Raw genomic sequence first — 23,777 nt, 5'->3', positions numbered from 1 at the left:
ATGATCAGCGGTCAATGACCAGATCGCTCAGCGGCTTTGAACAGCAAGGCAGGAATAGGCCGGCGTCGACCTCCCTCTGGCGAATGCCGCCGTTATGCTTCATCTCGACTGATCCCGAGACGAGCTTGGACTTGCACGTTCCGCAGACGCCATTGGCACATGATGACGGAAGCCTCAAACCAGCCTTCTTGGCACAGCCGAGAACCGTCTGTTCCGATGCAACCTCGATCGTTCGAGCCTGCTTCAGGAATTGCACTTGGAAGGTCTTCGCGACGACCGGCGCCTCGCCGATAGGCAGTTCGGCATCATCAATGACGGCGGCGTCGAAACTTTCCTCAATATAGTTCGACGTCGGTACCCCCAGATCGGCAGATATCTTCCTGGCCGCGGCCATGAACGGCGCCGGGCCGCAGCACATGACGATCCTCTCGGCTATATCCGGTACCGCCATCTTTATGTACTCGGACGTTATTCGTCCCGTGATGCCAGGCCACCAGCGTTCGCCCGTGAGATGTTCCGGAAGAAAATGGAGCCTCAGCCCCTTCATCTTCGTTGTAAGCATGGACAGTTCGTCACGGAAGATGAGGTCGAGCGGCGTCCTTGCAGCATGGATGAACACGACGTCTGTCGGGTCGCAGGTGTCGGCCAGATCACGGACAATCGACATCACAGGCGTGATGCCAGATCCGCCTGACAGCAGCAGCTTCTTGCCGGCACCGGAGGGACGGATGAAATGTCCCAGCGGACCTTGCGCCTTCACGGTCGCGCCGGACTTCAGATTGTCGTGCAGCCAGTTGGAGACCCGTCCGTCCGGCACCCGTTTCACGGTAACCGTGAAGGCATTCGGCCTCTGCGGTGACGAAGATATGCTGTAGCAACGGGGTTCGGCATCTGCTCCAAGCGGGAAGTCGAAGAGAAAATACTGACCGGCCTGGAAGGCGAACCGTTTGCCCTGGGGAGACGCGAAGGTGAAGCTTTTGACGTCGTGCGTCTCTTGATGCACGTCGATACAGACAAGGGTATCGTCCAGTTCTGGATCCCAGACGTCCGTCGGCGCGTTCGAAGCGCTCGTCAAGGTCTTAATATCCATGAGCTCGCATCCGGTCGATGTACCAGGTCGCGAACTTGTCGAGATTCGTTTCGGAGAAGCGCGAGTAGGGACCGGGGACATAGGCAGGGTCGAGGGCGCCTGCGTGAGATCGCGCGACAAGCTCCGCGTCCTGGTCGGTTGTCGCAACCCAAACGTTCGTCAACTTTTCGAGATCGTAGTCGACGCCTTCGACGGCATCCTTGTGAACAAGCCATTTCGTGCGCACGAGGGTCTTGTCAGCCGAAAGCGGGATGACGATTGCAACAACCGCATGGTCGCCCATGAAGTGGTTCCAGCTATTGTGTCCCCACAGATGCGTGTCGCCCAGGTCTTTCCTGGTCATGGTGCCGAGAAGCTTCGACGAAGCCGCGGTCGCGTCAGGCGTCTGCGATTCACCGGCACCCGAAATGATCAGCCGCTGTGTTCTGAAGTTTGTCTCGCAATCGACGAGCTGTTCGACGGCGGCGGAAGGATAGCCGTCGGCCTCCCAGCTCTTGGTTTTGTCTGCATAGAGAGCTTGATGCTGTTCTGCCTGCTCTCGGTCTTCCGGGCTCAGGCTTTCCGGATCGAATCCGAAATCCAGATCGACGAACGAGACGCAGAGCTCCGGATGGTTCGCAGAGCAGTGATAGCATTCGCGATTGTTTTCCATCGTCAGCTTCCAGTTGCCGTGTTCGACCACGTCAGTCTGAAAAGCCACCTTTGTGTTGCGGATATCGTAGGGCGCGAGCCGTTCCGTCATGACCTCTTCAAGGTGCTCGATGTCGGCCGGTGGGTTGTCGGAGAGGCAGGCGTAAATGAGGCCGCCGATCGATTTGAAACTGACCGGCCTGAGGCTCTTGCAGCTCTTGTCGAAATCGGCGCCCATGTGAGGCGCGTAGGCGAGCTCGCCGTCAAGCTCGTAGGTCCACTGGTGGTATGGACAGACGAGCTTGGAGACCACGCTCGATCCCGCGTCAAGGATCCGCGAGCCGCGATGACGGCATACGTTGTGCACGACGCGGATCTGATTGTCGTCGTCGCGAAGAATGATGAGGCTGCTGTTGCCAATTTCGATAACGTTGGCGTCTCCCGGTTCTGGAACATCGCATTCCAGACCGATGCAGATCCAGTGTTTGCGAAAGAACACGTCGACGTCGGCTTCGAAAACATCCTCACGGTTGTAGAGCCCGGCGGGAAGCGAATGGCCGTCGGCCCTTGAGTCGAGAAGCGATGAAATCGACGAAGCGAAGGTCTGAAGCATAATTCTACCTCATGGTTGGATGGGCAATCATCCGCTTCATCTTTGCATGGTTCAACGGCACAAATCGGCCGTCATGACATAACCAGATGTAATGGCAATGCGGAAACGTTGAAAAAAGAAGCTGCCCGGTCAGCCGGCAAAGCGGGTCGGTAAATTGTATTTTCTAACAATTTTGATTGTGTACACAAAGTACACAATAATTGACTTCTGTCCCAAGCCATGCGATCATGGGCTGTCAGATGAAAAAAGAGGGCTGAGATAACCGATGGCGAAGAGCGTCAAGAGCAATCTCTACGATGACCTGAAACGTCAGATCCTGACGATGGAGCTGGACCCCGACGCCGATCTGGACGAGTCCAGTCTCAGCGAGCGCTACGGCCTGTCGCGAACGCCGGTTCGCGATATTTTCCGCCGCCTGGCGGGTGAGGGCTACGTCGACATTCGCGAGAACAGGGGGGCGCGGGTCATCCCGATGAACCACGCGACCCTGCGGAACTTCTTTCTTGTTGCGCCGATGATCTACGCGGCGATTGGCCGCCTTGCAGTGCAGAACTTCAAGCCTTCGCAACTCTCGGACCTGAAGCAGACCCAGGAGCGCTTCCGCGCCGCTAGTCAGAACATGGACGCGCTGGCGATGGTGCTCGAGAACAACCGCTTCCACGAGATCTTCGGGGAGATGTCGGCCAACGTCTACCTGCAACCCAGCCTGGGCCGGCTTCTCATCGACCACGCGCGCATCGGTCATACCTTCTTCCGACCCAGGAACGCGGACATGAAGCGGCGGCTGCAGTTGGCTGTCGAGCACCACGACAGCTTCATCGAGGCGCTCAGCATTCATGACGAGGACGCTGTGGTCGATCTTGTCTTCGAGCACTGGGAGTTGTCCCGCGAAAACATGGAAATGTTCATTGCGCCGCACGGACTTAAGGCGGACGCCCCGATCGGCGCTCCAACCACGCAATCATTGGAGAAATCACCGTGAAGTTTGAGGGGATCTTTACGCCGGCGGTGACGCCGCTCGACCGGGATGGGCAGATAGACCGCGTTGCGTTTTGCGCCGTCATCGAGCAGCTCATCGATGCGGGCGTGCATGGCATCATCGTCGGTGGCTCGACGGGCGAGTACTATGCCCACAGCAGCCAGGAGCGCTTCGAACTTGCGGCCTATGCCAAGGATGTCATCGGCACCCGGCTGCCGCTCGTCATAGGAACGGGCGCAACGAGAACCGAAGACTCGGTCGAGTACGCCAAGGCGGCAAAAGAAATCGGCGCGGATGCGATCCTCGTGTCCTCGCCGCCCTATGCGTTGCCGACGGAACGGGAAAATGCGGTCCACGCGCTCACGGTGGACCGTGCGGCCAACTTGCCGATCATGCTCTACAACTATCCGGCCCGCATGGGCGTGATGATGGGCGAGGAGTATTTTTCCCGCGTTGGTAAATCCAAAAATGTGGTCGCCATCAAGGAAAGTTCCGGCGACATGGGCAATCTTCATCGTCTCGCGCGCAAGTATCCGCATATCTCGCTGTCTTGCGGCTGGGATGATCAAGCTCTCGAATTTTTCGCATGGGGCGCAAAGAGCTGGGTATGCGCCGGCTCCAACTTCCTTCCGCGCGAGCACGTCGCGCTTTACGAGGCCTGCGTGCTGGAAAAGAACTTCGACAAGGGTCGCGCGATCATGACCGCGATGCTGCCGCTTATGGATTTCCTGGAATGCGGGAAGTTCGTCCAGTCGATCAAGCATGGATGCGAGTTGATCGGCCTGAGCGCCGGGCCGGTCCGCGCACCGCTGCGTCCGCTGAATTCCGAAGAAAAGCGAACCCTCCAGACCGTCGTCGCCACGTTGAAGCGCACGGTTGCCCAGATCACGTCGGGAGCAAATCATGCATGAACCCTTGACCGCTGCCGAATACAAGGCGATCGCCGCAGGCCTTCAGTTCCCGACGAATGGATTCATTGACGGGGCCTTCCGTCCGGCGCATTCCGGTCGGACTTTCACGTCCACGAACCCTGCCACGGGCGACGTTCTTGCCGAAATCGCCGCGTGCGACGCCACCGACGTCGATTATGCCGTGATCAAGGCCAAGCAAGCCTTCGACGACGGCCGCTGGCGGTTGTGTTCGCCTGGCGAGCGCAAGGCCGTGCTCCTCAAGCTCGCCAAGTTGCTGGAGCGCAACCGTCATGAACTCGCTATCATGGAAAGCCTGGACAGTGGCAAGCCGATCCGCGAATGCCAGACGGTCGACGTTCCCGATACCATTCATACCATTCGCTGGCATGCCGAACTGATCGACAAGCTTTACGACAACACCGCACCTGTCGGGGCAAATGCACTGACAATGATCGTCCGCGAACCTGTCGGCGTCGTCGGATGTGTGCTTCCGTGGAACTTCCCGCTGCTGATGTTGGCCTGGAAGATCGGTCCGGCCCTTGCAGCCGGCTGCTCGGTGATCGTGAAGCCTGCGCAGGAAACGACGCTCACCACGCTGCGTGTCGCCGAACTTGCCCATGAAGCAGGGATCCCTGCGGGCGTCTTCAACGTCGTGACCGGCGGCGGCAAGGAGGTCGGCGAACCGATCGGCATGCACATGGACGTCGACATGGTGGCATTTACCGGATCGACGCCTACCGGCCGCCGCTTCCTGCGCTATGCCGCCGACTCCAACCTCAAGCGTGTCGTGCTCGAATGCGGCGGCAAGAATCCCGCGGTCGTTCTCGATGACGCCGAAGACCTCGACCTTGTGGCCGAGCAGGTGGTCAACGGCGCCTTCTGGAACATGGGTGAGAACTGCTCGGCCACATCGCGGCTGATCGTCCATGCCAAGGTCAAGGACGAGCTGCTGCAGCGCATCGGAGCCTACATGCGCGAATGGAAGACGGGCGATCCGCTCGATCCCGAAAACCGCATCGGCGCGCTGGTCAGCAAGACCCACTTTGAGAAGGTGAAATCCTTTCTCGACGACGCGAAGAAGGAGAAGCTCTCTGTCGCCCACGGCGGCGACACGCATGGCGGCATCTTCATCGAGCCGACGGTGGTCGAGGGTGTAACGCCTTCCAGCCGTCTGTTTCAGGAAGAGATCTTCGGGCCGGTCCTTGCGGTCACGACCTTCAATACGCTCAGCGAAGCCATCGCTCTTGCCAATGACACCAACTACGGTCTTACGGCGTCCGTCTATACCGCAAGCCTGAGAAACGCCATCAAGCTTTCGCGGGAAATCCGGGCCGGGGTCGTCACCGTCAACTGCTTTGGCGAAGGGGACGCGACCACGCCGTTCGGCGGCTACAAGGAGTCGGGATTCGGCGGCCGCGACAAGTCGGTCTTTGCCCACGACAACTATTGCGAACTCAAGACGATCTGGATCGACGTCTCGGACCGATCTGTGGACGAGACGATCCGATGACCCGACATGTGATCAAGCGTCTGCCGATCGACACCGGCACTTCGGGATGGGAGGCGGTCAGCGAACGCGCCTTTCCCGCAACGGCGCTTGATCGAGACGCTACGGTTGACTGGCTTATCATCGGCGCTGGATTTGCCGGCCTGTCGGCGGCACGGCGCCTCTCGCAATTTCGTCCCCAAGACAAGATTGTCGTCCTGGAGGCTCGTGAACTTGCGAAGGGACCGGCCGGGAGGAACTCCGGCTTCATGATCGACGTGCCCCACAACTTGTCGGCAGGCGAGTACTCGGTGGCAGACGAGCAGGCAACCAGAAACGAGATCAGACAGAACCGTTTGGCGATCGCTTTTGCGGCGGACGTCGCGGCCGAATACAACCTGTCGAGCGATACGTTCGATCCGTCGGGCAAGGTCAATGCCGCGGCCTCGGACCGAGGGCTCGGCCTCAACGACAATTACCGCAAATCTCTTGAGAAGATCGGCGAAGAACATCGCGTTCTCGATGCCGACCAGATGCGGGAAATGACGGGCTCGCGCTATTATCGTGGAGGGCTTTACACGCCAGGTGCCGTGATGATCCAGCCCGCCGATTATATCCGCGGGCTGGCGCGCGGACTTCGATCGAAGGTTACCATCTACGAACATTCGCCGGTGCTGGAGCTTTCACGCGAAGGTAAGTCCTGGAAGGCGATTTCCAATCACGGATCCGTCTCTGCGCCGAAGGTCATTTTAGGGGTGAACGGTCACGTCGAAAGCTTCGGCCACTTCCGTGGACGGCTGATGCATATCTTCACCTACGCGTCGATGACCGCCCCGTTCTCCCAGAACGAGTTCGCAGGCGACGTTACCGGCGCCGATCGATGGGCGCTGCTGCCGGCAGATCCCATGGGGGCGACCGTTCGCAAGATCACCACCAATGGCCGTTCGAGGATCGTCATCAGGACGAGGTTCACATACGACCCATGTCTCAAGGTGTCGGAGAGGCGGGTTGCCGGCGTGGCTGCCGAGCAGCGCCGGTCGTTCGATGCCCGTTTCCCCGGGCTGGAACGCCTGCCGATGGAGTATAGCTGGGCCGGTGCGCTGTGCCTCAGCCGGAACCACGTGCCGGCATTCGGCGAGGTGGAAGAGGGCCTTTTTTCGGCGTGCTGCGAGAATGGTCTCGGCACCGTCAAGAGCACGCTTGCGGGCATGATGGCGGCCGATCTGGCGACCGGCACTGCTAGCCCCGAACTCGACAAATACAAGAATCACCCGGAACCGAGCAGACTGCCTCCCGAGCCCGTCGCGTGGCTGGGCGTCAATTCGGTCATCCGCTTTCAGGAATTGCGTGCAGGCCGCGAGGGATGATCCGTCGCCGCGCAATATGAAGACTGCGCTGCCCGCAGGACTTCAATGAGAATGGGAACGAGAACTAGGAGTAAGAATAATGAAGGCTTTGTGGAGGGCGCTCTGCGCCGCTGCGATGATCGCAATGAGCATGCTTCCAGCGCATGCGGAAGAAAAGACGATCAACATGGGCACGCTGTCGTGGGAAGACCTGACGCCCATCACCGGAATAACAAAGAAGGTTCTTGAGGACGCCGGCTACACCGTGAAGGTGACCGAGTTCTCCGAATGGGGCATTGCCTATGCCGCTCTTGCCAAGGGCGACATCCAGGTGCTCGCCTCTCAGACCGACTACGTCGCCCAGGACTACTGGGATAAGAACAAGAACCGTCTGGAAAAGATTTCGCCCGTTTCGCACGGTCTCTATCAGGGTATCGCCGTTCCTAAATATGTCCCGATCGATTCGCTCGATCAGCTCAACGAAAACGCCGATAAGTTCGGCGGCAAGATCGTCGGGATCGAACCGGGCTCCGGCCTCATGCGTGACACGTCGGACGCGGTCAAGGACTACGATATCAAGCTGCAGCTTCTCGAAGGCAGCACGGCGGCGATGACGGCGGCGCTGAAATCCGCCTACGACCGCAAGGAATGGGTCGCGGTGACGATTTGGGAACCGTCGTGGATGGTCCAAAAGTATGAGGTGAAGTACCTGAAGGACCCCAAGGGCGTCTTCCCGCCGCCGCAGAGCTACTACTGGATCGGTCAAAAGGGCTTTTCGGAAGAGAACCCGCATGCACGTGAAGTGATGGCCAGCGTATACGTTCCACTCGCTGACATCACCACGATCAATGGCGAGGTCAAGGATGGCAAGACGATGGACCAGGCTGTCCAGGACTGGATCGGCGCCCATGCCGATCTCATCAAGCGCTGGGAAAACATCAAGAAATATTAATCGCGTCGTGGCTGTTCCGATCTTGTCGGGCGGCCACCTCGACGCCCAACGAGAAAAGCCAGCGCCAATTGGCTCAAAGGGGATCGCTATGAAAGCCGCAAATGTCGATATCAATGAAGTCCTGATTGACTGCCAATCCCTCTGGAAGGTCTTCGGAGACAAGTCCTCTGCCGCGATGAAGTCAATCGCCGAGCGCGGGCTCAGCAAAAAACAGGTCCTGCAGGAATTCAACTGCGTTGTCGGCGTATCCGATGCGAGCATCCAGGTGCGGCGCGGTGAAATCTTCTGCGTCATGGGACTGTCGGGGAGCGGAAAGTCGACGCTCATCCGGCTCCTCAACAAGCTGATCACCCCCAGTGCGGGAAAGGTCCTGGTGAAGGGACGGGACTTGGCTGCCTTGTCACCTGTTGATCTCAGGCAGATGCGCGCCCGCAATATCGGAATGGTTTTTCAGAGTGTGGCGCTCCTGCCCCACAGGACGGTCCTGGAGAACGCGGCCTTTGGCCTTGAGGTGCAGGGAATTGCCAAGCCCGAGCGAAACGCCACGGCGAGTGCGGCTTTGGAGAAGGTCGGCCTTGCCGACTGGGTGAATCGCTATCCCAGAGAACTTTCCGGCGGCATGCAGCAACGCGTCGGTCTTGCCCGCGCGCTTGCGGCCGACCCCGAAATCATCCTCATGGACGAGCCGTTCAGCGCGCTCGATCCCCTTATCCGGCGCCAGCTTCAGGATGAGTTCAGACAACTCACCAAAGCCCTGGGCAAGTCCGCGGTTTTCATCACTCATGATCTGGACGAGGCCATCCGTATCGGCGATCGCATCGCCATCATGAAGGATGGCGTGATCATCCAGACCGGCACGGCCGAGGAGATCATTCTCAATCCCGCTGATGCTTACGTCGCCGAATTCGTCGCTGGCATATCCCGGCTTCATCTGATCAAGGCACATTCTGTCATGCGCAGCGTCACCGATTTCCAGCGAAGCGAGCCGAACTCCGACATTTCGTCTCTGGCGCGCACCACGCCTGATGCCGACATCGACGAGCTCATCACGTTGACGATGCAGTCGGAGCGTGATGCCATCGCCGTCGTAGACAACGATCAGGTCGTCGGCGTGGTCACGCCACGCAGTCTTCTGATGGGCGTCAAGGGCACGTCCACAAACGATCTCGCGGCGGCGTGACCCTAACCTGGAGCTCAGTGACATGGACAGTTCAAGCTTCACCGATATTTTTGACGAATGGACGGACTCCGCGCTCGAGTGGGTGAGTGACAACGGAGAGTTCCTGTTCGATTACGTTCGATGGGTTCTCGAAGGGCTCTACGACGCGATCCTGTGGCTCCTGGAGCTTCCACCCTTCTACGTGGTTGCTCTCGTCATAGCGCTTGTTGGCTGGCGGCTGGTCAATGCCTGGTTCGCCATATTGAGTGGGGCTGCACTCGCGCTCTGCTTTTCCATGGGCCTTTGGCCGGAGACGATGAGCACCTTGGCTCTGGTGCTGACAGCGACCGTACTTGCGTTGGCTATCGGAATTCCGATCGGCATTGCAGCCGGGTTCTTCACCGCCCTGGATCGCTTCATGGAGCCTGGCCTGGATTTGATCCAGACGCTTCCGCCATACATCTACCTGCTGCCGGCGATCGCGCTGCTCGGCTACGGGCCGGCCACGGCGCTGATTGCGACCGTCGTCGTCGCCATGCCTCCTGCCATCCGGCTGACGTCTCTTGGCATCCGGATGACGCCCAGGGAATTCATCGAGCTCGGCGAGGCAAGCGGCATCACGCCAGCCAAGATGTTCTTCAAGATCCGCCTTCCGTTTGCGCTTCCCAGTATCATGGCAGGGATCAATCAAAGCCTGATGATGGCATTCGGCATGGTCGTCATCGCAGGTATCGTCGGATCCGGCGGGCTCGGGGAAACGATCTACGGCGCGATCCGAACGCTCGATATCGCAACCTCGATCAACGGAGCGATCGCCATCGTGGTACTTACCATGGTGCTTGACCGGATAACCCAGAGCGCAGCACGCCTCGGTGCGGGGAGGACGTCATGAACGCTACGACCGTTCAGTTTTCGCCTGGCGCCTTCCTGGCCCCAGCAGTCGATTGGCTCAACGCCAACCTTCATCCTTTGTTCGCTACGATCAGTTACGTTGTCGAAGCGGTTCTGTCTGGAATAGAGGCCGCGCTCCTTTTAGTGCCGCCCTATGCTTTGATTGCGACTGTCATCGTTTTGGCATTCGCGGCGGTCGGCCTCCGTGCCGCAATCCTCGCGGGTCTTTGCCTCGGTTTCTGCCTGCTCGTGGGACTGTGGACGGCCTCGATGCAGACAGTCGCTCTGGTGACCGTTGCCGTGTTGATATCCGTTCTCATTGCATTTCCGATCGGCGTGCTGTGCTCACGCCACAAGACCTTGGAGGCAATGGTTCGACCGGTTCTCGACGTGATGCAGACGGTTCCGCCGTGGGTCTATCTCATCCCGGCGGTCATGATTTTCAGCCTCGGACGGGTACCGGCAATTATTGCCACGATCGTCTACGGCATTCCGCCAATGCTGCGTTTGACGACACTGGCATTCAACCAGGTGCCGAAGGAGTTCATGGAGCTTGGCAGCGCCATCGGCGCCCATCCGCGATCGGTGCTTTGGAAGATCGAGATCCCCCTGGCCAAGCAGACGCTCCTTGTCGGGCTCAACCAATGCATTCTTCTGTCTCTGGCGATGGTCGTGTTGGCTGGACTTGTGGGAGCAGGTGGTCTCGGCGCAGAGGTGACGCGCGGTTTGACACGTATGGAGATGGGTCTTGGGTTGCGAGCCGGCCTGGCAATCGTCGCCGTCGCGCTGCTGCTGGACCGGTTGTCCCGTGGCTTGTTTAATCGCCAACCTTTCTAAGGATTGATGCACGCCGCTTGCTCGCGGTTTTCGGATCGAATGAACGTCTGTTCCAGCGAGCAACTGTACCAAGGAGACAAGATGATGCGACCAGAAGATTGCCGATCCTGCGATGCTACCGAGCCAGCTAAGCGTCTGAAGGTGGGCTTCGTTCTGGCTCGATCGTTTACGCTTTCGGCCTTTGCGCTGTTCATCGATACCCTGCGCCTGGCGAGTGACGAAGCTGATCGTTCCGGGAGGGTCCTTGCCGACTGGCAGGTCCTGGGAAGTACCAGACATCTGATTACATCGAGCTGCGGTGTCCAGGTCGCTCCCACGTCGGACTTCGTCGATCCGTCCCGTTTCGACTACATCGTCGTGGTTGGCGGGCTGCTTTGCGTGGAACGGCCTGTTGACCAGGACACGATTGCCTTCCTGAAGCGGGCCTCCGTCCAAAAGGTGCCGCTGATTGGGCTTTGCACCGGTACGTTCATTCTTGCGGACGCCGGACTGATGACACGTCACGAGACGTGCGTAAGCTGGCTGCATGCCAAGAGTTTCCGGGAGAGTTTTCCCGATCTTCCGGTGCGGTCGGATCGGCTTTTCAATCTCGATCGCCAGCGCGGATCTTGCGCAGGCGGAAGTAGCGCCGCCGACATGGCCGCCTTGCTCGTGCGGCGCTACATCAGCCGGGAGGCGGAGCGAAACGCCTTGGAGGTTCTGCAGATCGAAAGGGCGCGGTCTCCTGCAGATGTGCAGCCCCGCCGGCCGCTCCATGAGAACTATGACGATGCACGCGTGAAGGCCGCGATGATCACGATGGAACAGCATCTGGAAGACGGGATCTCGATCCCGGCGCTGGCGGCGTCGGTGGGACTGTCGCGGCGCCAACTCGAGCGCGTATTCCTTGAGAAGACCGGAATGTCGCCAGCCCAGGCCTATACCCGTGTGCGCATGGAGCGTGCAAAGTCTCTGCTGGCCCATTCAAGACTGCCGATGATCGAGATCGCCCTCGACGTCGGCTTCGAAAACGCGTCGCATTTCACCAGAACGTTCAAGCGCATATTCGGACAGACTCCCTCTCAGCTTCGCGCGACGACCGTGGGAGTTCACTAAACGTGCGCCAAATAGGAAAGATCAGTGAACTTTGGCGCTATCCGGTAAGTTCAGTCGCAGGAGAGCGGCTGGATCATGCAGAGGTTTCCATCGACGGATTGATCGGTGATCGACGCTTTGCCCTTGTGGAGGTAGCGACGGGAATTGTTGCACATCCCGAACGCGATCAGCGTTGGCATAAAGCCGCATTCGTCAAATCCAGAACGACGGCTGCCGGTGAAGTGGAAATCCAAGTGCCGGACGAAGATTGGCTTGCGACCGGTGCACCGTATCTCGCCCATCTTTTGTCGGCATTCTTCGGTTTCGAAGTGGCTGTGAGACCGTATCAATGTTCCGCAAACGCTACGGCTGAAACGGATCTTGCCGTCAATCGATATGACGTCGCGCCACTCCATCTGCTGACGAGCGCTTCTGTGGAACACCTCAAGTCCATCGATCCCGACGGCGATCCGGACCGACGCAGATTCAGGCCCAATATATTCGTGAAATCTGACGCCGACATCAAAGGCTTTGCCGAGCTGGACTGGGTGGGGTGTCCGCTCCACCTGGGAGCCGTCCCAAGCGCCATCGTTGCCCCGACAAAACGATGTGGATTTACAATTATCGCTCAGGAGGGCCTTGAGAATGATCCCGAAATACTCAGGAATGTCATGCGGCATGGCAACCGGAATATGGGCGTCTATTGCCGGCCCGGTCATAGGGGCACTTTGAGCGTGGGCGACAGCGTGCTTCTTTAAGGCTTACAACCGCCGCCGCCACGGCAAGAGGTCAGCGCTTTTATATGAGCTGCTTAGGCGAAAGGTGCGAGAAAGGCTTTTCAACAGCTGCTGCCGCGCTTCGAGCTCTCACACCGTGCCATAATCAGGGGTCATGTTTTAATCGCGGTGAACCCCGAAAAACGGCTTCTGCCGCGAGGTTTTCAACGTTACTTGACATAATCAATGTAATGCTAGCAAGACAGGCGGACAAGTTCATCGGAGGTCGGGCTGCCTTGGTCAGTTTGCGAAGAAAGCTTCCGCCTTTGACCGGATTGACAGCATTTGAGGCTGTTGCCCGGGTAGGGAGCTTCACGAAGGCGGCGCGCGAATTGGGCGTCACGCAAGCAGCCGTCAGCCGTCAGATCCATCTGCTGGAAGAAAGCCTTGGCTTTCCGCTCTTCCGGCGCCTGCATCGAAAGATCGAAGCCACAGACAAAGGTCGCTTGCTCTCTGCGGCTGCAACAACGGCCTTTAACCTCATGGCCGACACAATCGCGGAGATAAAAAGGGACGAGAGCCACGAAGGCCTTACAATCTCGGCCAGCGTCGCCTTCTCCCATTTCTGGCTTTTGCCGAAGATCGCCTCATTTTCCAGAAAGCACCCTGAGATCCCGCTACGGATCATCTCTCAGGACAATGCTGTAAGCCTCGATGGAGGCGATGTCGATTTGGCGATCCGCTACGGAAATGGGATGTGGTCAGACGGTAGAGCCGAGCTTCTCTTCGAGGACGAGATTTTCCCAGTCTGCAGCCCGCACTACCAGGCGAAGCTGGAGGGGTTTGCAGACCTGCACGACCTAACCCGGCATCCTCTCATCAGCTCTGATACTGAAGATCCAAGCTGGACAGGATGGGACGAGTGGTTCGCCGCCTTTGCAATCCGAGCCCCAAGGCGGCCGTCGGGATTGCGATGCAGCTTTTATACGGAAGCCATCTACGCAGCCTTGAACGGGCAGGGCATCGCGTTGGGGTGGAAGCGTCTTGTCCAAAACCTGTTGGATCAGAAGGCCCTGGTCAGGCTGACCGAGGATTCGATCGCAACGCGAAACGGCTATTTCGTCATTGAGCCGTCGCGAAGCGCCAAGAATGCTCGCGTCGCACAGTTTGTCGAATGGCTGAAACATGAAGCACGCGACTGCGAACCGGACCGGTAGCACATAGACGAGCCGCCGCTAAATGGCGCTTTTCGGACCGCGCAGGCCAACGCAAGTTGAGCCATTGGCCGGCCGTCAGGAGAAAGCCGTGGGAAGACCCTCAGCTCTCGAGATCGTGTGGCATGTGAAAGCCTTCGGGCAAGACCCCTAATATTTCAAGATCTTGAACTGCCGCCGGCTTCTTGTGCTCGCCTTTTACCGCGCATGCTGCCAATACCGCCCTCAGTGCGATAGGGCGGTAATGCTCCGGAAGTTCCTCAGAACTTTCTTCGGATTTCGGTTCCGTGGGCATGGTCGTTCTCAACTTTCAAAATTGCGGTGGCGGAAGCGGCCGCGCGGTCTGATCCGGACATGCGCGGCACTTCCCCGTGTCAGCCAATCGTCATGAGGCTTGCATTGCCGCCGGCCGCAGCCGTGTTGATCGAAATCGAAACCTCTTCCAGCAGCCAATTGAGGCAATATGCCTCGTGATCTTTTGCAAGTTCATCGGTCGTGGCCGACTGAACGAGGACAAGAGGCCCCTTCAAGGCCGCAATCCTTTTGTTGATAGAGCCTGTGCGTTCCACATCCCCTTCGACCAGGGCGCCGGAGAATGGACCGTCGGATTCCCAGTTCGAACTCCAGGAGATCCTAGCCAAAACGGACGCTGGAAGCGCGGTGAGGGCGATCTCAAGGTTCGACGCACGATCGATCACCATCTGGTTTCCGGTGGCCAATGCCGCCGCAAGCTGACGGAAGAGGCCCTTTGCGGTTACCGGCGCAAGGAGGATCCTCCCCCTTGGATGAAGGGCATAGAGGTTTCGTTCGCCCACAGGTCCCGCCAGTTCCTTTTCGAGCCCGAGCGCGGAAATCGCGGCAAGCTCGCGCGCTGCTTCGGCTTCGGCGTTGTGGCCTTTCCGGCCCAGCCAGGATGCGAAATCGCGAAGGGCAGGGTCGGTATGGACCGAACTGTGTTGCGGGGGGACGGGCGCGCGCTGTACGAGACGGCCGATGTAGAGGGGCCCGCCTGCCTTGGGTCCCGTGCCGGACAAACCCCGCCCGCCGAAGGGCTGGACGCCGACCACCGCGCCGATGATGTTGCGGTTGACGTAGAGATTGCCCGCTTTCACCCGTCCCGTGACGTGCTCGATTGTCTCGTCCAGTCGCGTATGGAGCCCGAAAGTGAGGCCGTAACCGGAATTGTTGATATCGTCGATCAAGCGATCGAGATCTTCGCGGCGATAGCGGATGACATGCAGCACAGGTCCGAACACTTCGCGCGTCAGGTCCGACATCTGCTTCAGTTCGATGATCGTCGGCGGAACGAAGGTGCCAAGAGCCGCAGTGTCGGGAAGCGGCAATTGCTCCACCTTGCAGCCCAGCGAGCGCATCCGTTCGATGTGCTGGTCGATCTCGGCCTTTGCCTGTTCGGAAATCACCGGTCCGACGTCGATGTTGAGCCGGTCGGTGCGTCCGATCCTGAGCTCCTTCAACGCCCCCTTCAACATGGCGAGCGTCCTGTCGGCGACGTCATCCTGGAGGCAAAGCACCCGCAAAGCCGAGCAACGCTGGCCGGCGCTGTCGAAGGCGGAGGCAATCACGTCGGCAACAACCTGCTCGGCGAGCGCCGAGGAATCCACGATCATCCCATTTTGTCCGCCCGTTTCCGCAATCAAGGGTATTGGTTTTCCGGCCGGCGAGAGGCACTCACTTAGCTGGGCCTGGATTTGACGGGCGACCTCGGTCGAGCCGGTAAACATGACCCCTGCCGTTTCCGGGGCCGCCACCAGTGCAGCTCCGAGACGGCCGCTGCCGGGCACGAACTGCAGCGCGCCACGCGGCACGCCGGCTTCATGCAGGATTTTCACGCTTTCATAAGCGATGATCGGGGTGACGCCAGCGGGTTTCGCCATCACCGAATTGCCGGCCACAAGGGCGGCCGCCACCTGACCCGTGAAGATCGCCAGCGGGAAGTTCCAGGGGCTGATGCAGACGATCGCGCCGAGCGGTGCATGCGCTGGACCGAGCGTCTTGCGTGCCTGGTCGGCATAATAGCGCAGGAAGTCGATCGCTTCGCGGACTTCGCCGACCGCGTTGGCGGCTGACTTGCCTGCTTCTCGCATGGCGATGGCCATCAGTATCTCGATGCGGGCCTGCATTATGTCGGCGGCTCTATCAAGGCAGGCTGCTCGCTCACGAGGCGACAACGCAGCCCATTCTGCGACACCATCGGCAGCCATACGTGCAACTCTGGGCGCATCGTCAACCTTGAGCTCCGTAACGTGACCCACGATATCGGAGTGATCGGCCGGATTGGCAATCGGCCGTGTCTCACCGTCCTGCGAGCCGTCGGCGAGTAACGGCATGGCATGGAAGTATCGGGAAAGGGTGGCGGCGAGATTAGCGGAAAGCTCCGACAAGGCTGCTTCATTCGAAAGGTCAATCCCCTTCGAATTGAGCCGGTCCTTTCCGAAAAGCGCAGCCGGAAGTGCGATCTGGTCATGCGGCATGCCGACCACGGGCATGGCTTCGACGACGTCCACAGGATCTGCAACAAGCTCATCGACCGAGATGTTTGGATCAGAGATGCGGTTTACGAACGATGAGTTTGCGCCATTTTCGAGAAGGCGGCGGACGAGATAGGCGAGCAAGGTCTCATGCGTGCCGACTGGCGCATAGATGCGGCACGGTCGATTAAGCTTGGCCTTGCCGACGACCTCGTCATAGAGCGGTTCGCCCATGCCGTGCAGGCATTGGAACTCGTATTTTCCAACCTGAAATTCCGGACCGGCCAGATGATATATCATCGCAAGCGTTTGCGCGTTGTGAGTGGCAAACTGAGGGAAGACTAAATCGACGGCAGCGAGCAGCTTGCGCGCACAGGCAATATAGGAAACGTCGGTATGAACCTTGCGGGTGAAGACGGGAAAGTCTTCAAGGCCGTCGAGCTGTGCGCGTTTGATTTCGGCATCCCAATAGGCGCCCTTGACCAGCCGCACCATCATCCGGCGACCGGAACGGCGGGCAAGATCAATGATGTAGTCGAGGACGAAGGGGGAGCGCTTGCCATAGGCCTGCACCACGAAACCGAGACCGTTCCAGCCGCTGAGATCCTGGTCGAGGCTCAATTCTTCGAGTAGGTCGAGAGAGAGTTCGAGCCTGTCGGCCTCCTCGGCGTCGATGTTGAGACCGATCTCGTACTTCTTTGCCAGGAGCGCGAGCTGCTTTACCCGCGGCAGCAATTCGCCCATCACGCGGTCTGCCTGAGCGCGGGCGTAACGTGGATGAAGCGCCGAGAGCTTGATGGATATTCCAGGCCCTTCATATATGCCGCGGCCATTGGAGGCCTTGCCGATCGCATGGATCGCTGCCTCGTAATCGCGATAATAGCGTTCTGCATCTACAGCAGTTGTGGCAGCTTCCCCGAGCATGTCATAGGAGTAGCGGAAGCCGCGGGCTTCGAGCGGCCGGGCGCGCTTCAGTGCTTCGTCGATCGTCTCACCGGTGACGAACTGTTCGCCCATCATGCGCATCGCCATATCGACGCCACGCCGGATCACCGGCTCGCCGGCGCGCGCGATGAGACGAGTAAGCGCTGCAGCCAGGCTGCGGTCGTTGACGGTGGACGTCAGTTTACCGGTGACCACAAGGCCCCAGGTTGCGGCATTCACAAACATCGACTTCGTGCCGCCCAGATGCGACTTCCAGTCTCCCTCGGCGATCTTGTCGCGGATCAATGCGTCGCGGGTTTCAGCGTCGGGGATGCGCAGCAGGGCTTCGGCAAGGCACATGAGGGCGACACCCTCCTGGCTTGAGAGAGAATATTCATGCACAAGCCCCTCGACCCCGGTACCCTTGTGCTTGGCACGCAGGGCTTCGATGAGGCTGCGCGCGGTCTTAGCCGCATCGGCCTTCGCCCAGGAAGGCGCCCGTGCCGCTTCTACGAGGGGAGGAAGGCATTCGGGCTCGGGACGACGATATGCTGCGGTGATTGCCTGTCGCAGGGGCGTCTGTGCTCTGATTGGTGGTGCAAACAGCGAAAAAGGCATCGGGTTCGGCAAAGTGTTGTCCTTGTGGATTTTGTCGGATTGGCTCGACATTTTGGTGCCTTTCAGTTCGCTGTGTTGGATGCCGATTGCGTTGTAAGCGTCAGTGATGCGGTTGGAGGGGTATCATGCGCGCCCGTTCCGAAGTCCTTGATCTCCGGAGAGGCGTGCAGCGCGGCACCGTGCGGTCGTAAGCGCCGCGCACAACCTCAACCTTGCGAAAGCGGAGCTGAACGATCTCGCTGCCGCCCTTCGGGAAGTCGTCGCGGATGTCGGTGGGAACCTTCTTGCCCGTCATCTCTTCGAGTGCCTGCGTGTTTTGAAAATTGCGGCGTTCCCGGCTGCGACGCTCCATGAGACCGAATGGAATATGCACCACGTTCATTACTTCTTCAAAATACGACAAGATAATGCCACTTGCATCACGAAAGCATCGGGTCGGATCAAACTCCGCCCGCCCGGTCGGGTGCCGAAACGAGGCCATACGTCGAATTGTACGCCTGGATGCGTTCAACAAACCTTCCGGCAGGGGAAGGCAGGCGAGCGCGCGGTCCATGTAAGTCTCGACACGCTTCAGAAACGAATCTCTGTGGTTGCGGATCCTGTATTCTAACGGGGCTGGTCAGGGTGGCATTCCTCCTCAGCAAGCAATCCACACTAGCACGCACGATCAAGGCATTCAGACTTGATTTTACTGGTTTATAGCCTGTATGGATTTATTGTTGCGCGCGGAGCTGTGTGAAATGACTAAAGATGAGCATGAAATTAGTGAACTTGACCTATTCGACAGGAAGATTCTCGAAGCGCTCTCCGACGACGGAAGGATGTCGATCACCGATCTTGCGGCGCGCGTCGGGCTTTCTAAGACGCCTTGCCAGCTGCGATTTAAACGGCTCATTGTTGACGGCTACATTGAAGGGTTCAAAGCCGTCATCAACCCCTCGAAACTGAATCTGGAGCATATAGCCTTTGCGGAGGTCAAACTCTCAAACACTCAGGAAGATGCGCTTCGCGCCTTCAATGCGGCAGTCAAGAAGATCAAGGAAGTCGAGGAATGTCACATGATTGCCGGACGCTTTGATTATTTGCTCAAGATCAGGACGCGTGACATACGCCGCTATAGACACGTACTTGGCGAACGGATTTCAAACTTGCCGTTTGTGGCGAGCACATCGACGAATGTCGCCATGGAAACGGTGAAAGAGAACTGGAGCGGGTCTAGCTACGCAAGCTAGCGCCCGGCTACGGCTTCCGCATGTTCTTTTAGCGTTATGAGATTGGCTGGACATACTCGAACCTTGCACGATTTTGCGTGTGGCCGGTGCGTTTTATGTCAACGGTCGGCACGGATATCGTTGCCGGATTGCGTCATCGTGGGCGCGGTCAGCTTGCCTGGGTCGTCATCGGACTTTTCAGAATTGGACAAATGCTCGCGACGAGGACCCGCCACGCCTGTGGCGGTCTCTCGTCAAGGTTCAATCCGCAGGACGTGTGCCGCCGCGATTTTGTCAGGCGGAGGACGCTTCCCATCCAACCGACGTGGATGGCGGCGCCTGATGCCTGACTGCGTCCGTTTCGGGTTGAAGGAGGCTTATGGTTCTGTGCACGTCAGTTCGACCTGCGCCTCCGATCGCCGCCGATGCATCTTTTTGGGGCCTGAAGCGTTCCCCACGCACAGCAAGGAGACGCACCATGGCCAGGCGGGAATTCACGAATACCGGCATGGGCAAGCGCTACATGCCCAGCGACAAAAACCTCCGCTCCCTGTCAGCCGATAGTCGCCGCAAAGCCAAGGGAGCGGACGACGATCGCGAAAACGCACTGAGGCAAAGGCAATGACGAACATCCGTTTCAAGGGCTTTGACAGTCCCACCCAGCTTCGTGAACACCTTGCGGACGTGGAGGAGGGCGCCTCGGCCGACGATCCGGCCGAAGACCTACCAGGCGAGGATGAGCTGCAATCGGCCCTGCGGGAGGTTGCCTGGCTCCGGAAGGACGTTGCCGACCTGCGTGAGCAGCTGGCCCCGTTCCCTGGTCAGCTCAAAGCCGAGGGGGGGAGCCGCGTCGGCGCCGATCCGTGGCTTCGCATGGGAGTAGCGGTTCTTGCCGCGATCGCGCTCGCACGATGGGTGCTTCATCTTCGCCAGGGTGCGCCAGGCATCCCTGCGGCGATGGTTCCGGCCCGCATCGATCGCGATCGTTGGTAGCTAGGTCCGCTGCCGTGGATTTCATCCAGACTGTGCCTCAGGATCTCCCATCGGTTAAAGGGACGCTCCTCAGCACGCGCAGAACATCTGGCATCAGCACGCCGACGCTGCCATAAATGGCTTCATCATTGGAGGCACATCATGCAGAGGAATGCGCCGGACTTCAGCCTTGGGGGCAAGGTGACTTTGGTGACGGGAGCGAGCCGTGGCATCGGTCGAGCTTGCGCGCTTGCCTGTGCCGCAGCAGGCTCCGATATCGTTTTGGGGGTCCGCGATGTCGCAGCGTCGGCGGGCCTGGTTGCCGAAATCGAGAGCGCGGGACGAAAAGTTCTCCCAGTTAAACTGGACATTCCCAATAAGGCCCATATCGCGCAAGCCGTCGACGGGGCGCTTGCGACGTTCGGTCGGATCGACGTCCTCGTCAACAACGTCGGCGTAGCTCCGGGCAATCTTGCGGAACTCGTTGAGGAGAAGGACCTTGACGAGATACTCGATGTCAACATCAAGGGCACCTTTCTGATGACGCAGGCAGTAGGCCGTCACATGATCAAGCGCAATAGAGGCCGGATCATCAACATCAGCTCACAGGCCGGTACCGTGGCACTGCGCGGCGAGGCAATCTATTGCATGAGCAAGGCGGCAATTAATCACCTCACGCGCTGCCTTGCAGCCGAATGGGCACGCTATGATGTCACCGTAAATGCCGTATCGCCGACGTTCATCCACACGGATGGTACAGCACCTTTTCTAGCCGATGCCGACAATCGCAAAGCGACGCTCGCTCACATTCCACTAGGCCGGATCGGTGAAACCGATGATGTGGTGGGTGCCGTAGTCTTCCTTGCATCACCGGCTGCGAGCCTCATCACCGGCGCGAACCTGCTGGTGGACGGTGGATGGTCTGTCGCCTGAGGCCGAGGCGCTCCTGCAGCGCAAGTCTTATGCAGACGAGAACAACGTTTGCCCGGATAAGATCGCCTTGCGTCATCGGCGCCGACGTAGCGGACCTCTCCGTCTCGGCCCGATCCGGCAACAGCGATAGCATTCTTCAGCTTGGCAACATCGATTCCGACAAAAGCTTCTCTATAATCTGCCAGGCTCGTCCTCCTATCGTGAGGATCGGCTCGGCCTATCCGAGCAACCCTCGCAAGACCAGTGTAGGGCGAGCCACCTCAGGCACGAAGACGGACATTACGGTCTTACACTCATTCGAGGCCGGCGAGGCCGTCTATCGGTCACTGGGGTTCGAGATCGCGCGAGAGATGCCGTTGAAATTCTCGTCCCCCAACAGAAAACACCGCTTTTGCAGGACGGCGCATTACCTCGCTGAGCCGCCAGTGCAGGCATTAGCTAGCACTGAACGAGTTCGATTGGCCGATCACAAGGTCGAAGGACTGCCGGCGACAGGCGGCTGGCCTGCGCTATCCTGGAGTTCCACCTCCTGGCTTTACCCCACAGTTCCGTGGCGCTGTTTCCTCGGCCCCAATGCGGTCGAGCCGGAGGATGATGACTGTCAAGGCGTGGGAGGGAGCGCCTTATCGATCTTGAGGCGTAACAGAAGCAAGTGGCAAAATTTATTATGTGTCGCTCCGCTTCAACAAGTAATCCAGGCCGCCGGCGCGGTACCAACGATAGGCGTAAGGTTCGAGCACCATATGGTGCTTACCCTTCTCGTCGGCGCGACTGTCACTGTCGTCGGCTATGTCAATCAACAGGTGGCCGGCGTCATCGAGGCCGGCGTCGAAGGTAATCTCCACCGGCTTGGCGTGGAAGTTGTGGATGATGACAACGGCATTATTCCGCCACTCGTAGCGGACGGCGAGCACGCCGCGATTGTTGCAATCAAGAAAGCTGAACTCGCCCCAACCGATCTCGGGTGCCTCCTTGCGCATGCGGATCATCCGCTCGGTCCAGTTAAGCATGGATTCCGGATCACGGCGCTGGAAGGCAACATTTATATGGTCGAAACCGTAGGGGCCCTTCGAGATGACCGGCAGGACCGGCCTGTCGCTCTTGGTGAAGCCACCCTGCGGCTCGTTCGACCATTGCATCGGCGTGCGGGCGCAGTTGCGCTCCGGCAGCGACAGGTCGTCGCCCATCCCGATTTCGTCGCCATATCGCAGAACTGGTGTTCCGGGCAGCGAGTACATCACACTGTAAGCAAGCCTCAGGCGGCGCATATCACCGCCGAGCATGGGGGCGAGGCGTCGACGGATACCGCGCTCGTAGAGCTGCATCTCTTTATCCGGGCCAAAGGCTGTAAACACCTGCTGGCGCTGCTTCTCCGTCAGACGACCCAGATCCAATTCGTCGTGGTTGCGCAGGAAAATGCCCCATTGACCGGTCTGCGGGCGTTCCTGTGTGTCATGCATCGCCTTGGCGAGCGGTCGGGTGTCTGCGCTGGCAAGCGCATAAAAAAGCGCCTGGTTGACGTGGAAGTTGAACATCATCTGCATGCGGTCACCGTCGTCACCGAAATATTGCAGGTTCTCCTTCGGCACGACATTGGCCTCAGCCAAGATGATGCTGTCGCCCTTACGCCACTGCAGGAATTCGCGGAAGGTTCGCAGCATGTCGAACTGTTCCTTCGGCACTTTCACGTTGGCGCCCTTTTCGGCGATAACGAAGGGCACGGCGTCCATGCGGAAGCCGGAAACGCCAAGTTGGATCCAGAAACCCATGATTTTCAGGATTTCCGCCTGAACATGCGGGTTTGCGGTATTGAGGTCCGGCTGGAACTTGTAGAAACGGTGAAAGTAGTACTCGCCGGATTTTTCATCATGCGTCCATGTCGCCTTCTGGACACCTGGAAACACAATTCCTTCATCGGCGTTGGCGGGTTTGTTCTTCGACCAGACATACCAGTCGCGATAGCGCGAGTTCTTGTCCGAGCGGGCCGCTTTAAACCATGGATGTTCATCGGATGTGTGATTGACGACGAGATCGATGAGCACGCGAATTCCGCGTTGCTTGGCTCCGTGAGTGAATTCGACGAAATCGCCGAGCGTTCCGTAACGGGGATCGACGTTGTAGTAGTCAGAAACGTCGTAGCCATCGTCGTGACCCGGAGAGGCCTGGAACGGCATCAGCCAGATCGCGGTGACGCCAAGCCCGGCCAGATAATCCAGTCGGCGCTGAAGGCCTTGGAAATCGCCGATGCCATCGCCATTGGCATCCATGAAAGTCTCAACAGAAAGGCAGTAGACGACGGCGTTTTTGTACCAGAGGTCGTTGATCACAAACATGCTCCTTGGGAAGTGGTGGTCCGGGGAACGAAGCGTGCGAGCAGGAGAAAGGTTCCCCGGTTAAGGTCGGTATGTCTTGCTCAGTTGATGCCTTCGGGTTCCATCGCCCCAACCGTTTTCCGCTTTTCGGCGAGCGTCAGCAGGCTTTCCCGGATAGGGTCAGTATCTATCGCCGCGGGACGAGTGCTTCATTCTGGTTGATGAGTTTTAGCGCATCCTTGGGACGGACCACATCTGCGACCCTTCCGAGGCTCGAAGACGACCGCGCCCTCGACGCCCGATGACCAACCTGGACGTGAGCAGGTGCTGCAAGAGAACCATGTGTATTCGGGGACCCTCGGGCCAACGCAGGCAAGCCCGAGGATTCGTAGTGGAAGGAACGCCTTGCCGAACGCTGAG

20 protein-coding genes and 1 pseudogene are annotated in these 23,777 nt (G+C 59.0%); 15 read left to right on the top strand and 6 right to left on the bottom strand.

What is annotated here, in order from left to right:
• Positions 1–4: 4 nt before the first annotated feature.
• Both RGR602_RS31340 and RGR602_RS31335 read right to left on the bottom strand, forming a co-directional pair.
• Positions 5–1,090, bottom strand: coding sequence for a hybrid-cluster NAD(P)-dependent oxidoreductase (locus tag RGR602_RS31340; RefSeq protein ID WP_040115849.1), 1,086 nt, complete (start codon positions 1,088–1,090; stop codon positions 5–7).
• A complete protein-coding gene (locus tag RGR602_RS31335) occupies positions 1,080–2,333 on the bottom strand; it encodes an aromatic ring-hydroxylating oxygenase subunit alpha (protein ID WP_040115848.1) in 1,254 nt (417 codons plus the stop codon). Before RGR602_RS31335 ends, RGR602_RS31340 begins: the two co-directional genes overlap by 11 nt.
• A 265-nt stretch (positions 2,334–2,598) precedes the next feature.
• Here RGR602_RS31335 and RGR602_RS31330 point away from each other — a divergent pair, with 265 nt between their 5' ends.
• From RGR602_RS31330 to RGR602_RS31280, 11 genes are all read left to right on the top strand, one after another.
• Positions 2,599–3,315 (top strand): GntR family transcriptional regulator, encoded by a 717-nt coding sequence (locus RGR602_RS31330; protein WP_040115847.1) that lies wholly within the window; start codon positions 2,599–2,601, stop codon positions 3,313–3,315.
• Positions 3,312–4,223, top strand: coding sequence for a dihydrodipicolinate synthase family protein (locus tag RGR602_RS31325; protein ID WP_040115846.1), 912 nt, complete (start codon positions 3,312–3,314; stop codon positions 4,221–4,223). Before RGR602_RS31330 ends, RGR602_RS31325 begins: the two co-directional genes overlap by 4 nt.
• Positions 4,216–5,733, top strand: coding sequence for an aldehyde dehydrogenase (locus RGR602_RS31320; RefSeq protein ID WP_040115845.1), 1,518 nt, complete (start codon positions 4,216–4,218; stop codon positions 5,731–5,733). Before RGR602_RS31325 ends, RGR602_RS31320 begins: the two co-directional genes overlap by 8 nt.
• Entirely contained in the window at positions 5,730–7,076 is a 1,347-nt protein-coding gene (locus RGR602_RS31315; protein ID WP_040115844.1) for an NAD(P)/FAD-dependent oxidoreductase, read from the top strand. The genes RGR602_RS31320 and RGR602_RS31315 overlap by 4 nt, the downstream gene beginning before the upstream one ends.
• Before the next feature lie 79 nt (positions 7,077–7,155).
• On the top strand, positions 7,156–8,007 hold the full coding sequence (locus RGR602_RS31310) for a glycine betaine ABC transporter substrate-binding protein (protein WP_040115843.1): 852 nt from the start codon (positions 7,156–7,158) through the stop codon (positions 8,005–8,007).
• An 88-nt stretch (positions 8,008–8,095) separates the two neighbouring features.
• The gene (locus tag RGR602_RS31305) at positions 8,096–9,187 is read left to right on the top strand and encodes a quaternary amine ABC transporter ATP-binding protein (protein ID WP_040115842.1); all 1,092 of its coding nucleotides are present in this window, start codon (positions 8,096–8,098) and stop codon (positions 9,185–9,187) included.
• A gap of 22 nt (positions 9,188–9,209) precedes the next feature.
• Positions 9,210–10,058, top strand: coding sequence for an ABC transporter permease (locus RGR602_RS31300; RefSeq protein WP_040115841.1), 849 nt, complete (start codon positions 9,210–9,212; stop codon positions 10,056–10,058).
• Positions 10,055–10,894 (top strand): ABC transporter permease, encoded by an 840-nt coding sequence (locus RGR602_RS31295; RefSeq protein ID WP_040115840.1) that lies wholly within the window; start codon positions 10,055–10,057, stop codon positions 10,892–10,894. Before RGR602_RS31300 ends, RGR602_RS31295 begins: the two co-directional genes overlap by 4 nt.
• A gap of 84 nt (positions 10,895–10,978) precedes the next feature.
• A complete protein-coding gene (locus tag RGR602_RS31290) occupies positions 10,979–11,989 on the top strand; it encodes a GlxA family transcriptional regulator (protein WP_040116648.1) in 1,011 nt (336 codons plus the stop codon).
• 2 nt (positions 11,990–11,991) lie between these two features.
• The gene (locus tag RGR602_RS39960) at positions 11,992–12,726 is read left to right on the top strand and encodes an MOSC domain-containing protein (RefSeq protein WP_040115839.1); all 735 of its coding nucleotides are present in this window, start codon (positions 11,992–11,994) and stop codon (positions 12,724–12,726) included.
• Positions 12,727–13,010: 284 nt separating this feature from the next.
• Positions 13,011–13,901, top strand: a complete 891-nt coding sequence (locus RGR602_RS31280; protein WP_223844093.1) for a LysR substrate-binding domain-containing protein — start codon at positions 13,011–13,013, stop codon at positions 13,899–13,901.
• 371 nt (positions 13,902–14,272) lie between these two features.
• On the opposite strand, the gene putA is transcribed toward RGR602_RS31280, so the two are convergent.
• Together putA and RGR602_RS37835 are read right to left on the bottom strand one after the other, a co-directional pair.
• The gene (putA, locus tag RGR602_RS31270; protein ID WP_052451840.1) at positions 14,273–17,980 is read right to left on the bottom strand and encodes a trifunctional transcriptional regulator/proline dehydrogenase/L-glutamate gamma-semialdehyde dehydrogenase; all 3,708 of its coding nucleotides are present in this window, start codon (positions 17,978–17,980) and stop codon (positions 14,273–14,275) included.
• A gap of 49 nt (positions 17,981–18,029) precedes the next feature.
• Positions 18,030–18,482, bottom strand: coding sequence for a hypothetical protein (locus tag RGR602_RS37835; protein WP_133938599.1), 453 nt, complete (start codon positions 18,480–18,482; stop codon positions 18,030–18,032).
• A 187-nt stretch (positions 18,483–18,669) separates the two neighbouring features.
• Here RGR602_RS37835 and RGR602_RS31260 point away from each other — a divergent pair, with 187 nt between their 5' ends.
• From RGR602_RS31260 to RGR602_RS31245, 4 genes are all read left to right on the top strand, one after another.
• The gene (locus RGR602_RS31260; protein ID WP_040115836.1) at positions 18,670–19,161 is read left to right on the top strand and encodes an Lrp/AsnC family transcriptional regulator; all 492 of its coding nucleotides are present in this window, start codon (positions 18,670–18,672) and stop codon (positions 19,159–19,161) included.
• A gap of 457 nt (positions 19,162–19,618) precedes the next feature.
• Complete coding sequence (locus RGR602_RS37830) at positions 19,619–19,765, top strand: hypothetical protein (RefSeq protein WP_166677368.1); 147 nt, start codon at positions 19,619–19,621, stop codon at positions 19,763–19,765.
• A complete protein-coding gene (locus RGR602_RS31250) occupies positions 19,762–20,133 on the top strand; it encodes a hypothetical protein (RefSeq protein ID WP_040115834.1) in 372 nt (123 codons plus the stop codon). Before RGR602_RS37830 ends, RGR602_RS31250 begins: the two co-directional genes overlap by 4 nt.
• 141 nt (positions 20,134–20,274) lie before the next feature.
• Positions 20,275–21,045 (top strand): SDR family NAD(P)-dependent oxidoreductase, encoded by a 771-nt coding sequence (locus RGR602_RS31245; RefSeq protein ID WP_040115833.1) that lies wholly within the window; start codon positions 20,275–20,277, stop codon positions 21,043–21,045.
• 68 nt (positions 21,046–21,113) lie between these two features.
• On the opposite strand, the pseudogene RGR602_RS39000 reads toward RGR602_RS31245, so the two are convergent.
• Both RGR602_RS39000 and RGR602_RS31240 read right to left on the bottom strand, forming a co-directional pair.
• Positions 21,114–21,230, bottom strand: a pseudogene (locus RGR602_RS39000) (IS110 family transposase); the annotation flags it as partial.
• Between the two features lie 480 nt (positions 21,231–21,710).
• On the bottom strand, positions 21,711–23,372 hold the full coding sequence (locus RGR602_RS31240; protein ID WP_040115832.1) for an alpha-amylase family protein: 1,662 nt from the start codon (positions 23,370–23,372) through the stop codon (positions 21,711–21,713).
• Positions 23,373–23,777 lie beyond the last annotated feature (405 nt).

The organism is Rhizobium gallicum bv. gallicum R602sp (genome assembly GCF_000816845.1).
Lineage (GTDB): Bacteria > Pseudomonadota > Alphaproteobacteria > Rhizobiales > Rhizobiaceae > Rhizobium > Rhizobium gallicum.
This window is presented reverse-complemented; position numbering and strand designations above follow the sequence as displayed.

Bases quoted from the DNA above. Each gene is read 5' to 3' on its own strand.
- RGR602_RS31340 (WP_040115849.1), bottom strand. From the start codon at position 1,090: ATGGATATTAAGACCTTGACGAGCGCTTCGAACGCGCCGACGGACGTC.
- RGR602_RS31335 (WP_040115848.1), bottom strand. From the start codon at position 2,333: ATGCTTCAGACCTTCGCTTCGTCGATTTCATCGCTTCTCGACTCAAGG.
- RGR602_RS31330 (WP_040115847.1), top strand. From the start codon at position 2,599: ATGGCGAAGAGCGTCAAGAGCAATCTCTACGATGACCTGAAACGTCAG.
- RGR602_RS31320 (WP_040115845.1), top strand. From the start codon at position 4,216: ATGCATGAACCCTTGACCGCTGCCGAATACAAGGCGATCGCCGCAGGC.
- RGR602_RS31315 (WP_040115844.1), top strand. From the start codon at position 5,730: ATGACCCGACATGTGATCAAGCGTCTGCCGATCGACACCGGCACTTCG.
- RGR602_RS31310 (WP_040115843.1), top strand. From the start codon at position 7,156: ATGAAGGCTTTGTGGAGGGCGCTCTGCGCCGCTGCGATGATCGCAATG.
- RGR602_RS31305 (WP_040115842.1), top strand. From the start codon at position 8,096: ATGAAAGCCGCAAATGTCGATATCAATGAAGTCCTGATTGACTGCCAA.
- RGR602_RS31300 (WP_040115841.1), top strand. From the start codon at position 9,210: ATGGACAGTTCAAGCTTCACCGATATTTTTGACGAATGGACGGACTCC.
- RGR602_RS31295 (WP_040115840.1), top strand. From the start codon at position 10,055: ATGAACGCTACGACCGTTCAGTTTTCGCCTGGCGCCTTCCTGGCCCCA.
- RGR602_RS31290 (WP_040116648.1), top strand. From the start codon at position 10,979: ATGCGACCAGAAGATTGCCGATCCTGCGATGCTACCGAGCCAGCTAAG.
- putA (WP_052451840.1), bottom strand. From the start codon at position 17,980: ATGTCGAGCCAATCCGACAAAATCCACAAGGACAACACTTTGCCGAAC.
- RGR602_RS37835 (WP_133938599.1), bottom strand. From the start codon at position 18,482: ATGGACCGCGCGCTCGCCTGCCTTCCCCTGCCGGAAGGTTTGTTGAAC.
- RGR602_RS31260 (WP_040115836.1), top strand. From the start codon at position 18,670: ATGACTAAAGATGAGCATGAAATTAGTGAACTTGACCTATTCGACAGG.
- RGR602_RS37830 (WP_166677368.1), top strand. From the start codon at position 19,619: ATGGCCAGGCGGGAATTCACGAATACCGGCATGGGCAAGCGCTACATG.
- RGR602_RS31250 (WP_040115834.1), top strand. From the start codon at position 19,762: ATGACGAACATCCGTTTCAAGGGCTTTGACAGTCCCACCCAGCTTCGT.
- RGR602_RS31245 (WP_040115833.1), top strand. From the start codon at position 20,275: ATGCAGAGGAATGCGCCGGACTTCAGCCTTGGGGGCAAGGTGACTTTG.